At 71.0% G+C, this 12,784-nt stretch carries 9 protein-coding genes; 2 read left to right on the top strand and 7 right to left on the bottom strand.

Features of this window, described 5'->3' with window-relative positions:
- Positions 1 to 16: 16 nt before the first annotated feature.
- Together JI739_RS05795 and JI739_RS05790 are read right to left on the bottom strand one after the other, a co-directional pair.
- Positions 17 to 1,753, bottom strand: a complete 1,737-nt coding sequence (locus JI739_RS05795) for an ABC transporter permease (RefSeq protein ID WP_201682853.1) — start codon at positions 1,751 to 1,753, stop codon at positions 17 to 19.
- Positions 1,738 to 2,925 (bottom strand): ABC transporter ATP-binding protein, encoded by a 1,188-nt coding sequence (locus JI739_RS05790; RefSeq protein WP_201682852.1) that lies wholly within the window; start codon positions 2,923 to 2,925, stop codon positions 1,738 to 1,740. Before JI739_RS05790 ends, JI739_RS05795 begins: the two co-directional genes overlap by 16 nt.
- Before the next feature lie 211 nt (positions 2,926 to 3,136).
- On the opposite strand from JI739_RS05790, the gene JI739_RS05785 reads away from it, so the two are divergent.
- Both JI739_RS05785 and JI739_RS05780 read left to right on the top strand, forming a co-directional pair.
- Entirely contained in the window at positions 3,137 to 3,892 is a 756-nt protein-coding gene (locus JI739_RS05785; RefSeq protein WP_201682851.1) for an IclR family transcriptional regulator, read from the top strand.
- An 8-nt stretch (positions 3,893 to 3,900) separates the two neighbouring features.
- Positions 3,901 to 5,061: an enolase C-terminal domain-like protein gene (locus JI739_RS05780; RefSeq protein ID WP_201682850.1), complete on the top strand. Its 1,161-nt coding sequence runs from the start codon at positions 3,901 to 3,903 to the stop codon at positions 5,059 to 5,061.
- A gap of 378 nt (positions 5,062 to 5,439) precedes the next feature.
- Here JI739_RS05780 and cobA read toward each other — a convergent pair whose 3' ends face one another.
- From cobA to nirB, 5 genes are read right to left on the bottom strand one after another with little or no spacing between them, the layout of a single operon-like run.
- Complete coding sequence (gene cobA / locus JI739_RS05775; RefSeq protein WP_236589073.1) at positions 5,440 to 6,204, bottom strand: uroporphyrinogen-III C-methyltransferase; 765 nt, start codon at positions 6,202 to 6,204, stop codon at positions 5,440 to 5,442.
- 11 nt (positions 6,205 to 6,215) lie between these two features.
- Positions 6,216 to 7,124 carry a DNA-binding protein YbiB gene (ybiB, locus tag JI739_RS05770; RefSeq protein WP_201682848.1) on the bottom strand — a complete coding sequence of 303 codons (909 nt, stop codon included), beginning with the start codon at positions 7,122 to 7,124 and terminating at the stop codon, positions 6,216 to 6,218.
- A gap of 11 nt (positions 7,125 to 7,135) precedes the next feature.
- Complete coding sequence (locus JI739_RS05765; RefSeq protein ID WP_201682847.1) at positions 7,136 to 9,931, bottom strand: nitrate reductase; 2,796 nt, start codon at positions 9,929 to 9,931, stop codon at positions 7,136 to 7,138.
- A gap of 11 nt (positions 9,932 to 9,942) precedes the next feature.
- Complete coding sequence (nirD, locus tag JI739_RS05760; RefSeq protein ID WP_201683326.1) at positions 9,943 to 10,332, bottom strand: nitrite reductase small subunit NirD; 390 nt, start codon at positions 10,330 to 10,332, stop codon at positions 9,943 to 9,945.
- A gap of 2 nt (positions 10,333 to 10,334) precedes the next feature.
- Positions 10,335 to 12,776: a nitrite reductase large subunit NirB gene (nirB, locus tag JI739_RS05755; RefSeq protein WP_201682846.1), complete on the bottom strand. Its 2,442-nt coding sequence runs from the start codon at positions 12,774 to 12,776 to the stop codon at positions 10,335 to 10,337.
- Positions 12,777 to 12,784 lie beyond the last annotated feature (8 nt).

The following is a 12,784-nucleotide window of genomic DNA, read 5'->3' as shown; positions in this document are numbered from 1 at the left end:
TGGGCTGGGGATGGAGCTAGCTGCTGGCGTGGTAGCGGGGGCGCCCAAGCAGCAGGACGAAGGACACGGTGATCGCCGACACCACGCCGATCAGGCTGCCGATGGCCGCCAGCTGCGAGTAGGTGCCGTTGTCGAACAGGGTCAGGATCATGTAGCCGATGGTCGGGTTGCGCGGCCCCGAGAGGATGGCCGCCGCGTTCAGCTCGCCCAGCACCAGCGCGAAGATCGAGGCCCAGCCCGCAGCCAGGCCCGGCAGGATCAGCGGCAGCTGCACCCGCCAGAAGGTGCGGGCCGGCGAGGCGCCGAACACGCGCGAAGCCTCCACCAGCTGCGAGCCGACCTGGCGCACGGCCGATTCGGCGGTGATGGTGGCGGTGGGCAGGTACACCGCCAGGTAGGCCAGCAGCAGGATCAGCCAGCCGCCCTGCAGGTGCAGCGGCGCGAAGCCGAAGGCGATCAGCACGCCCACCGCGAACACGATGTGCGGCACCGCCGAGGGCAGCTTGGTGGCCACGCCCATGGCCTTCTCCAGCGCGCCGCCGAGGCCGCTGGCGAGGATGGCCAGGATGCCGGCCACCATCACCACGCCGGTGGACGTGGCCAGCGCCAGCAAGGTGCTGTTGGCGATCGCCATGCGCGGCATGCTGGCTTCGGCCATCTCGCGGAAGTTGGCCAGGCTCAGCATTCCCGGGTCGATCACCGGCCGCCAGAACGGTTGCAGGGCGACGATGAACAGCGCCAGCAGCGGCAGCACCGAGGTGAGCACCACGTAGCCGACGATCAGGAGCCGAGCCGGCCAGCGCCAGCCGCCCAGGGCCACGCGGTTGGGGCGCACGCCCATGCCGCCGACGGTGGCGGCGCCGGCGCGCGAGGCGAGCTTGCGCTGCAGCAGCCACAGCGAGCCGATGAACAGCATCAGCAGCAGGCCGATCACCACGGCCTGCCCGATCCTGGGCGGGTAGGCGAAATTGAGCAGCCGGTAGATGTGCACCGACAGCACGTCGATGCGCGCGGCCGTTCCCATCAGCGCCGCGATCGAATAGAGCCCGATGCTGGAGATCACGCACAGCAGCACCGAGGCGCCCACCGCATGCCGGATCGAGGGCACGGCCACTTCCCAGAAGCAGCGCAGCCGACCCTTGCCGCACATGCGCGCCGCCTCCTCGAGCGAGGGATCGATGTTGCCGAACGCGGCCGCCGCCACCACGTACACATGCGGCACCGCCCACAGCACGTACAGGAACACCAGGCCCGGCCAGCTCTGGATCGCCAGGCTGGACGGGTCCAGTTCGATGCCGATCGCGGCGAACCCGGCCACCAGCGGCTTGGCCAGGAAGCCCGCGCGCGGATCGGCCAGGAACAGCCAGCCGATGGCCATGGCCACCGGCGGCAACAGCAGCGGCACCACCGGCAGCAGGCGCGACAGCGCACCCCAGTGGGCGTCGGTGCGCTCGATCAGCCAGGCGAAGAAGGTGCCCAGCGGCACCGAGATCGCCGTGGTCGCCACCGCGAGGATGGCGGTGTTGCGCACGGCCACGTGCAGGTCGCGGCTGGCAAGGGTCTGGCGCCACAGCTCCAGGCTCGACCCTTCGGCCGGGAACAAGGCCCGCAGGCCGATGGCCAGCATGGGATAGAAGACCACCACCGCCGTCGCCGCCGTCAGCGCCAGGGCCAGCAGCACCGGCAGCCGGCCGCCGGCCCGGGGCCGTCGCTCGGCCCGCCCGGAGGTCGGCAGGCTCAGCGTGGCAGCCATCTGAGCATCTCCGGCGGCAGCAGCGCGTCCACCGCCTGGCCCACCGACAGGTGGTGGGCCTGGGCGTCGGCCACATGGGCGGTCAGCGGCATCCCGCCGGCGCTCATGCGGCATTCGATGCGCGCACCCAGGTGCACGATGTCCTGCACGATGGCCGGCACCCGGTTGATGAGCGTACCGGCGGAGGCGGGTGCCAGGTTCACGTGCTCGGGCCGGATGCCCACCCAGCCGTCGTCGCCGTCACGGGCCTGGGCCGGGCGGTCGGACAGCTGCAGCGTGCCCAGTTCGCAGCGGGCCCGGCCCGGCTCGACGAGCCGCGCCGGCCAGCGGTTGATGTCGCCGACGAAGTCCGCCACGTAGATCGAGGCCGGGCGCTCGTACACCGCGCGGGGCGAGCCGACCTGGCGGATGCGGCCGCTTTCCATCACCACCAGCGTGTCGGCCAGCTCCATGGCCTCTTCCTGGTCGTGCGTGACGTACACGCCGGCGAAGCCGTTGCGCCGCTTGACCTCGCGCAGCTCGGCGCGCAGGCGCTTGCGCACCTTGGCGTCCACGTTCGACAGCGGCTCGTCGAACAGCACCAGCGACTGCGAGGCGATCAGCGCGCGGGCCAGCGCCACGCGCTGCTGCTGGCCGCCACTGAGCTCGCCCGGATAGCGGTGGCCCAGCCCGGCGATGCCCAGGCGCTCGAGCATCCCGTCGACCTGCTGCTCGCGCTGCGCCCGCGGCGCGTGGCCCGCCAGCGGATAGGCCACGTTGTCCTGCACGGTCATGTGCGGCCACAGCGCGTACGACTGGAACATCATCCCGATGTGGCGGTGCTCGGGCGGAACGAACACGCCCGCCTCGGCCGAGAACACGATGCGCCCGTGCACCCGCACCTCGCCGTGCTGCGGCCGCTCCAGCCCCGCGATGCAGCGCAGCAGCGTCGTCTTGCCGCAGCCGCTGGGGCCCAGCAGCACGACCAGTTCGCCCGCGCGCACCTGCAGGTCCACGCCGTCGATGGCCACCACCTCGCTGCGGCGGCGGTCGGCGCCCTTGCCCACGTAGTGCTTGCGCAGGCCGCGCACCTCGACCGCCAACCCGGGCTCCGGGACGGCGGCGGGCGCCTCGGACGCGGCCTCGGCGGCCGGGTGGGGGCGAGAGACCGCCCCGCTGCTTGTCGATTCCACACGCACCTGAGCTACTTCCTTTGAGCGACGAGTCACGACGGAAACTGCGCCCGAATGATGTGACGCTCGGTCACGAACGGGTGCTCTCGTTTACCCGGAGGACATCTTGTCCAGATTGTGGACAAGCCGTCTGCGCTTTGCGGTAGGCTTGCGGGCATCGACATGAGACGGAGTGGAGATGGCAGCCGCTGTGCCGGAGGCAGAAGCCAACATGGGTGAGGCGTCACCCCAGGCCATGGTCAAGACGCTGGGCAAGGCGCTGGCCTTGCTGGACAAGGTGGGTCAGTGCGAACACCCGCCCACCATCGGCGAGCTGGCCGTGATCGCCGGCATGAGCCGGCCCACCACGCACCGGCTGGTGCAGACGCTGGTCGCCGCCGGTTTCCTGCAGCAGAACCCGCGCGACGCCCGGTTGTCCATCGGCCTGTCGGTGCTGCCGCTGGCCTCGCGCCTGCTGGACACGCACCGGCTGCGCACCGATGCCCTGCCGCACCTGCAGGCGCTGGCGCAGAAGCTCAACACGCGGGTGAACATGGGCGTGCTGCACCAGGGGCGCATCATGATCCTGGCCGGCGCCGACAAGCCGCACCTGCCCACCATCTACTCGCGCTTCGGGCGCACCGTGCCGGTGCACTGTTGCGGCCTGGGCAAGGCCATCCTGGCCTGGCTGCCGCAGGCGCAGGTGCAGGCCATCCTGGCCGAGCGGCCGATGGTGGCGCGCACGCCCAACACCCTGACCTCGGTGCCGGCGCTGCTGGCCGAGCTCGACGCCACGCGCGACCGCGGCTGGTCCACCGAATTCCGCGAGAACACGGCCACTTCGTGCTGCATCGCGGTGCCCGTGTTCGACGGTGCCGAGCGGCCGGCCGCCGCCATCAGCATCGCCGGGCGGTCGCTCGAAGCGCTGGAGGCCGAGGTTCCCGCCGCGCTGGAGACGGCCGAGCTGATCTCGCACATGCTGCAGTAGGAGCCCGCATGAAGATCAAGTCCATCCGGGCGGTGCGCCTGGACCTGCCGGCCCGGCCGGTCGTCACCACGCCGCGCCGGCCGAGCTACAACCAGTCGGCGCGCCGGGCCTTCCCGATCAACAAGTACCCCGAATTCCCGCGCCAGTTGCGCAAGATCCCGGGCGAGGTGGCCGGCGAGATGTGGGTGCAGGTGACGGCCGAGGACGGCACCTGGGGCCTGGGCGTGTGCCACTGGGGCAACCTGGTCGAGCCGCTGGTGCGCGAGCACTACGCACCGCTGCTGGAGGGGCGCGACTGCCTGGCCATCGAGTTCCTGGCCGACCTGATGTGGCGTTCCACCCAGCGCTTCGGGCCCACCGGCCTCACCTCGGTGGCGCGCAGCGCGATCGACCTGGCGCTGTGGGACTTGAAGGGCAAGCTGCTGGGGGTGCCGGTCTACAGCCTGATCGGCGGGCCCTGCCGCGAAGCCATCGCCTGCTATGCCACCAGCGACGACCTCGATTGGTCGATGGAGCTGGGCTTCAAGGCCTTCAAGGTGAGCAACCCGGTGCACTACGAAGAGGGCACCGAGGGCCTGAACCGGCTGGAGGAAAAGATCGCCCGGGCCCGCGAGGCGGTGGGGCCCGACGCCGACCTGATGTTCAACCCGGTGATGTCCTTCAACGTCGACTTCGCCGCCCGGCTGATGGAGCGCCTCAAGCCCTACCGGCTGCGCTGGATCGAGGAGCCGCTGATGCCGCACGACACCGACGGCCTGGTGGCGCTCAAGCGCGCGGTGCCCACGCTGCCCATTGCCACCGGCGAGGACCACAAGGGCCGGCACGCCTTCCGTGAACTGGTCGACCGGCGCTGCGTCGACGTGCTGCAACCGGAGATCCGCTGGCTGGGCGGGCTCACCGAGGCGCTGAAGGTCTACACCATCGGCGAGGCCGCGGGCCTGGCCACGATTCCGCATTCGGGCGCCGGCCTGCCCTTCGGCCAGCACTTCCACTTCGCGCTGCCCGAGGCCTCGCTGGCGGAGTACTGGCTGGGGTCCGACCCGGGCGTGCCGCTGGCCGAGGCGATGAAGATTCCAGGTGTGCCGGTGCCGGTGGACGGCAAGGTGCGGCCCTCGGATGCGCCGGGGTTCGGGATCGAATTGAAGGAATCGCAGCTCCTGCCCTGGTAGGGCCCGGCCCGTTCACCCTGAGCCTCGCCCGTTCACCCTGAGCTTGTCGAAGGGCACGTCGCGCGGTGCAGGCTTCGACGGGCTCAGCCCGAACGGAATTTGCGCCTCGCCCGTTCACCCTGAGCTTGTCGAAGGGCCCGTCGCGCGGTGCAGGCTTCGACGGGCTCAGCCCGAACGGAATTTGCGCCTCGCCCGTTCACCCTGAGCTTGTCGAAGGGCACGCCGCGCGGTGCAGGCTTCGACGGGCTCAGCCCGAACGGAATTTGCGCCCCGTCCGTTCACCCTGAGCCCGTCGAAGGGCCCGAGGTGCGATGCAGGCTTCGACAGCCCGAACGGCGGGTGGTGCTTTGAGACCTTGTCAGAGGGTGCCCGAACGACTCACGCCACCCGCGACAGCTGCTGGCCCCGCGCCGCCGCGGCCAGGCCCGACATCACGTCCCCGATCACGATCACCGCCGGGCTGGCCACGCCTTCACGAGCCACGGTCCTGGCAAGTTCCCCGAGGGTGCACGCCACATGCCGCTGCTGCGGCAGGCTGGCGTGCTGGATGACGGCCGCCGGCGTGGCCGCGGGTAGCCCCGCGAGAAGCCCCTGCGCGATCTGCTCGACCCCGCTCACGCCCATGTAGATCACCAGCGTCAGGCGCGCGTCGCACGCCGTCGCGGCCAGCCGCGCCCAGTCGACGCCGCGCTCGCCCGGCTTGGCATGGCCGGTGACGAAGACCACGCCGTGCGCATGCTCCCGGTGTGTCAGCGGCACGCCCAGCGAGCTCACCGCGGCCAGCCCGGCGGTGATGCCGTTGACCACGCGCACCTCGATGCCGGCCGCGCGCAGGTGCTCCAGTTCCTCGCCGCCGCGGCCGAAGATGAAGGGGTCGCCGCCCTTGAGCCGCACCACCGTCTCGCCTTCCCGCGCGGCAATCACCATCAGCTTCTCGATGAAGGCCTGCGGCGTGCTCTTGCAGCCGCCGCGCTTGCCCACGTGCACGATCCGCGCGCCAGGATCGGCGAGGGCCACGACCTCGTCGCCGACCAGGTCGTCGACCAGCAGCACCGTGGCCGCGCGGATGGCTCGCACCGCCTTGAGTGTGAGCAGTTCGGGATCGCCGGGGCCGGCGCCCACCAGGGTCACGGTGCCTTGCATGTTCGTCGTCCTCATGATGCGAGGGCCAGTCGCAAGATATGTTCCACCTGCACGCGCAGAGCCTGCGGCGTGGGGCGGCGGCCGTCCAGCACCTCGCGGATGTAGGTGGCGGTGGCGCCGGCGTCGGTGCCCTCGGGCCAGTCGGGCAGGTCGGTCAGCGTGCCCTTGCGCCCGGGCTCCAGCGGCACATGCTCGCCACGCACGAAGCCGTCCATCTGCGGCAGCCGCCGGGCATCGGCCACCACCTCGCCCTCGGTGCCACGCAACAGCAGCGCCGTGGCGCCGACGAGCTTGAACACCTCGGCCATGGACACCGCGTACTCGGGATGGGTGTAGCTGCTCACGATCACCGCGCGTCCCGCCGAGGGGTTCATGAGCTTGACCAGGCTGTGGGCCGAGTTGCGCAAGCCGACCACCCGCCGCACGTCCAGCAGGCGCTTCAGGCCCGGGCACAGCAGTTCGGTCGGGAAAAAGGCCAGCTCGCCGGGCGCGACCTCGGCCACGTGGCGTCGGGGCTCGAGGTCCAGGGCGGTCAGCACCTCGTCGACGAACACGCGCCGGCTCTCGGTGGACGTGCCGTGGATCGCCACCGGCAGGCCGCGCCGCGCGAGCAACAGGCCCAGCAGCGGCGTGAGCACCGGCAGCTTGCGCGCCCCGTTGTAGCTGGGCAGCACCACGAGCGGCTGCGCACCCGCCGGAACGAGCGCCGTGCGCGCGGCGGTGGCGTCGAGGAAGCCGGCCATCTCCTGCGGCGTCTCGCCCTTGATGCGCATGGCCAGGCAGAAGGCGCCGATCTCCAAATCGGTCACCGCGCCGTCGAGCACCTGCGCGAACAGGTCGGCCGCCTGCTCGCGGCCCAAGGATCGGGCGCCCTGCTTGCCCCGGCCGATCTCGCGGATGTAGTGACTGATAGATGCCATCGCCGCCATTGTCATGAATGACTCATGACTTCTGGCGATATGGGAATTTGCGCCCGCACGAGGCGCTTGAGTTCGGGGACGCAGGAGCCGCACTGGGTGCCGCAGCGCAGGTCTTGCTGCAGCTGGGCCAGGCGCTCTTCGGGCGTGCCCTGGCAGCTGGCCAGGTTGCGCTGGATGGCGGGCTCGCTCACGTCCAGGCAGCCGCAGACCTGTCGACCCCTGGGCGCGATCGCCACCGGTGGCTTGGCGCCGGGTGCCAGCAGCAGGCGGCCGTAGCTGCGCGCATCGAGCTCGTCCTGCAGCAGGGCGCGGATCCAGGCCTGCGAGCGCGTGTCGCCGGCCAGCAGGAAGGCCTCGAGCCGGCTCTGCGCGCCCTGCCTGACCAGCCGCACCGCCCGGTGCTGGCCGCGGCGTGGGTCGGCATAGCGCACGCCCTGGTCGCCGGCCATGCCCAGCAGCGTCTCCAACTGCGACAGCAGCCCCAGCGACGCCGGCTCGTAGGCCGCCGCGCGGAACAGCACGCCGCTGCGCTCGCGCCCGAAGGGCACGCAGGTGGCGAAGGGGAAGCGCTCCATCAACTGGCGCAGCGCGGTCCGCGCGGCCAGCGCCTGCTCCGGCGGCAGCCAGGCCATGGCCAGCAGCTGCCACGGCAGTTCGGCCTTCATGATCTTGACCGCGGCGTGCTTCAGTTCGGGCTGCTTGGAGCTGGGGCAGAAGGCCGACGTGGTGATGGCGTTCACGCCCGCCAGCCGGTGGCCGGTGCTGGACACGCCACCCAGGAACTCCCCGCCCCAGTGCATGCCCATGAAGGCCTGGCCCAGGCCGAGCTCGTCGCTGGCCTGCACCGGCACCACGATGGAGCCGCGGCGCGAGGTGAGGTGCACCAGGTCGCCTTCGCCCAGGCCGGTGCGGGCCATGTCCTGCGGGTGCATCTGCACCGACGGCTCGGGCACGTGGCCGAACAGCCGGCCCAGCGTGCCGGTGCGGCTCATGCCGTGCCACTGGTCGCGCAGGCGCCCGGTGGTGAGGGAAAAGGGATAGCGCGACTCGCGCGGCTCGGCCAGCGGCTGCCAGGCCACGTCGGCGAAGCGGGCGCGGCCGTCGGCCGTGGGGAACACGCCGTCTTCGTAGAGGCGCGCCCGGCCTGCCGCCGCCCCTTCGGGCATGGGCCACTGCTCGGGCCGGCGATCGAGCAGGGCGTAGCCCAGGCCGGTGATGTCGAGGTCGCGGCCGCGGGTGGACTCTCGGTGTTCGAGCCAGACCGATTCGGGGCTGGCGTAGGGGAACAGGCTCGGGACGGCGCCTGCCCGCGAGGGGAGCAACCGCTCCAGCCGGCGCGCGACATCGACCGCGATGGCCCAGTCGTGCCGGGCCTGGCCGGGTGCCGGGACGGCCGGGCGCACGCGGCTGATGCGGCGCTCGCTGTTGGTCACGGTGCCGTCTTTCTCGCCCCAACTGGTCGCCGGCAGCAGCAGGTCGGCGAAGTCGGCGGTGGCGGTGGTGGCGAAGGCCTCCTGCAGCACGACGAACTCGGCGCGCTCGAGGGCGCGGCGCACCGTGGCCTGGTCGGGCATGGATTGCGCGGGATTGGTGCACGCGATCCACAGGGCGCGGATCTCGCCATCGGCGGCGGCCTGGAACATCTCCACCGCCGTTCGGCCCGGCTTGTCCGGCACCGAAGGCACGCCCCAGAGCGCGGCGACCTCGGCGCGATGCTGCGGGTTGGCCAGGTCGCGATGCGCCGACAGGAGGTTGGCCAGCCCGCCCACTTCGCGGCCGCCCATGGCATTGGGCTGGCCGGTGAGGGAGAAGGGGCCGCAGCCGGCGCGGCCGATCTGCGCCGTCGCCAGGTGCAGGTTGATCAGCGCGGCGTTCTTGGCGGTGCCGCTGGCCGACTGGTTGAGGCCTTGGCAATAGAGGCTGAGCGTCGAGGGCGAGGTGGCGAACCAGCGCGCGGCGGTGAGCAGGTCGGCCGCCGGAATGCCGCAGGCCTGGGCCACCGCCTCGGGCGTGCACTCGCGCACCCGGGCCTTCAGCGCGTCGAAGCCGCTGGTGTGGCGCGCGATCCAGTCGGGCTGGGTCCAGCCCTCCCACAGCATGATGTGCAGCAGGCCGTGGAACAGCATCACGTCGGTGCCCGGCTGGATCGGCAGGAACAGGTCGGCCAGGCCGGCGGTGTCGGTGCGGCGCGGGTCGCACACGATGATCTTCATGTCGGGCCGCATCGCCTTGGCTTGCTCGATGCGCCGGAACAGCACCGGGTGCGCCCAGGCCGCGTTGCTGCCGACGATGAACAGGCAGTCGGCCTGCTCCACGTCCTCGTAGCTGCACGGCGGCGCGTCGGCGCCCAGCGTGAGCTTGTAGCCGGCCACCGCGCTGCTCATGCAAAGCCGCGAGTTGGTGTCGATGTTGTTGGTGCCCACCAGGCCCTTGGCCAGCTTGTTGAAGACGTAGTAGTCCTCGGTCAGCAACTGGCCGGAGACGTAGAAGCCCACGGCGTCGGGTCCGTGGGCGCGGATCACCCGCGCGAACTGCCGGGCCGTCGTATCCAGCGCGGTGTCCCAGTCCGTGCGCTGCAGGGCGTCGCCCCGGCGCGCCCGCAGCATGGGATGCAGCAAGCGGTCGTGTCGGGTGATGGGCGCGGCGGCGGTCAGGTGCAGGGTCGAGCCCTTGCTGCACAGCCGGCCGAAATTCGCGGGGTGCTCGGGGTCGCCGCGCACGCCGGTGATCTGCGCCCCATCGGACTCGATGATCACGCCGCAGCCGACGCCGCAATAGGGGCAGGTGGACCGGGTTTCGCTGGGCATGCGGGCGCGTCTCAGGCGACCTTGATGGCGATGTGCCGCGCCGGCCCGGCCACGGGGGCCTGCGCATCCAGCGCATGGCTGGCCAACTCGAGGGCGTTCAGGTAGACCGATCCGGCCTCCACGCGCACCGAAAAGCGCGGCGTGCAGCCCTCGTCGGGCGCCTGCGCGCAGCCGCCTTCCAGGCCGATCACCCAGTTGTGCAGCGGGCAGGCCACGCTGGTGCCGAAGACGATGCCCTGCGACAGCGGGCCGCCCCGGTGCGGGCAGCGATCGAGCAGGGCGAACACCTGGTCCGCGTCGTTACGGAACACCGCGACGTCCATGCCGCGCGACCGCTCGACGCGCCGCGAGCCCAGCACCGGGATGTCCTCCACCCGGCAGATCAGCGTCCAGTCGCCCATGTTCATGCCTTCACCGCCTCGATCTTGTGGAACTGCCGCGCGTCCACCCGCGCCTTGTCGAACTCGAACCAGGGATCGGGTTCGCCGTCGAGCGCGAACTGAAGGCGCTGCCACAGCGCCTCGCGGCCCTCGTGATCGTCCAGGATGCGCTTCTTCACGTAGTCCAGCCCCACGCGCCCGACGTAGTGAACCGTGCGCTCCAGGTACCAGCCTTCCTCGCGATACAGCTGCAGGAAGGCGCCGCTGTATTCGAGCACTTCGGCTGCTGTCTTGAGCTTGCACAGGAACTGCGCCACCTCGGTCTTGATGCCGCCGTTGCCGGCGACGTAGATCTCCCAGCCCGAGTCGACGCCGATGACGCCCACGTCCTTGATGCCGGCCTCGGCGCAATTGCGAGGGCAGCCGGACACCGCCAGCTTGACCTTGTGCGGCGCGTACATGCGCCACACCGCGCGCTCCAGGTCCTTGCCCATCTGGGTCGAGTCCTGCGTGCCGAAGCGGCACCACTCGCTGCCCACGCAGGTCTTCACGGTGCGAAGGCCCTTGGCGTAGGCGTGGCCGGAAGGCATGCCGATGTCGCGCCAGACGTTGGGCAGGTCTTCCTTCTTCACCCCCAGCAGGTCGATGCGCTGGCCGCCGGTGACCTTCACGGTGGGAATGTTGTACTTGTCCACCGCGTCGGCGATGCGGCGCAGCTCGTCGGCGGTGGTCTCGCCGCCCCACATGCGCGGCACCACCGAATAGGTGCCGTCCTTCTGGATGTTGGCGTGGGCGCGCTCGTTGATGAAGCGGCTCTGCGGGTCGTCCCGCGCCTCCTTGGGCCAGGTGGAGATCAGGTAGTAGTTGAGGGCCGGCCGGCAGGTGGCGCAGCCGGTGGGCGTGCGCCACTGCAGGAAGCGCTGGGTGTCGGCGATGGTCAGCAGGTGCTGCGTGCGGATGGCGTCGCGCACCTCCTGGTGCGAATGGTCGGTGCAGCCGCAGAGCGCCTTCTTGCGGGGCGTGGCCGAGTAGTCGCCGCCGGCGGTGAACATCAGGATCTGCTCCACCAGCCCGGTGCAGGAGCCGCAGCTCGCGCTGGCCTTGGTGTGCTTGCGCACCTCGTCGAGCGTGAACAGGCCCTTGTCCTTGATGGCCTTGCAGATGCTGCCCTTGTTCACCCCGTTGCAGCCGCAGACCTCGGCCTCGTCGGGCATGGCGGCGGCCTTGCTGTGGCCTTCGTGGCCGACGTCGCCGATGTTCGACTCGCCGAACATCAGCTTGTCGCGGATGTCGGCGACGCTGCGCCCCTCGCGCAGCAGCTTGAAATACCAGCTGCCGTCCACGGTGTCGCCGTAGAGGCAGGCGCCCACCAGCTTGTCGCCCTTGAGCACGAGCTTCTTGTAGACGCCGCCGAAGGGGTCGGACAGCACGATCTCCTCGGTGTCCGCACCGCCCTGGAAGTCGCCCGCGGAGAACAGGTCGATGCCGGTGACCTTGAGCTTGGTGGAGGTGAGCGAGCCGCTGTAGCGGCCGATGCCGAACTGCGCCAGGTGGTTGGCCGCCACCTTGGCCTGCTCGAACAGGGGCGCCACCAGGCCATAGGCGATGCCGCGGTGCGCGGCGCATTCGCCCACCGCGTAGATGCGCGCGTCGGTCACGGTCTGCAGGGTGTCGGTGACGACGATGCCGCGGTCGCAGTGCAGCCGCATCGACTGGGCCAGCGCCGTGTTGGGCCGGATGCCCACGGCCATCACCACCAGGTCGGCGGGGATCTCGCTGCCGTCCTTGAAGCGGACGGCGCGCACGCGGCCATCGGGTCCGCCCAGGAGCTCCTGCGTCTGCGCGCCCATGTGGAAGCGCAGCCCTTTGTCCTCGAGCGATTGCCGCAGCAGCCGCCCGGCCGCCTCGTCGAGCTGGCGTTCCATCAGCCAGTCGTTGACGTGCACCACGGCCACGTCCATGCCGCGCAGCTTCAGGCCGTTGGCGGCCTCCAGCCCCAGCAGGCCGCCGCCGATCACCACCGCGTGCCGGTAGGTCGCGGCCGCGTCGATCATGGCCTGCGTGTCGGCGATGTCGCGGTAGGCGATCACGCCCTCCAGGTCCTTGCCCGGGATGGGCAGCATGAAGGGGTTGGAGCCGGTGGCCATCAGCAGGCGGTCGTAGGGTTCCTCGGTGCCGTCCTCGGCGCGCACGATGCGGCGCACCCGGTCGACCTCGACCACCTTCTTGCCGGCGTGCAGGCGGATGCCGTTCTGCGCGTACCACTCCCAGGAGTTCAGGACGATCTCTTCCAGCGTCTGCTCGCCGGCCAGCACCGGCGACAGCAGGATGCGGTTGTAGTTGGGGTGCGGCTCGGCGCCGAAGACGGCGATGTCGTACAGGCCGGGCGCGATCTTGAGCAGCTCCTCGACCGTGCGCACCCCGGCCATGCCGTTGCCCACCATCACGAGTTTCATCTTCTGCATGGCCGTGC

The sequence above is a fragment of the Ramlibacter aurantiacus genome (assembly GCF_016722895.1).
In the GTDB taxonomy this organism is placed as follows: domain Bacteria; phylum Pseudomonadota; class Gammaproteobacteria; order Burkholderiales; family Burkholderiaceae_C; genus Ramlibacter; species Ramlibacter aurantiacus.
Note: the sequence above shows the minus strand (reverse complement) of the source record. Positions and strands in the feature narration are given on the sequence as shown.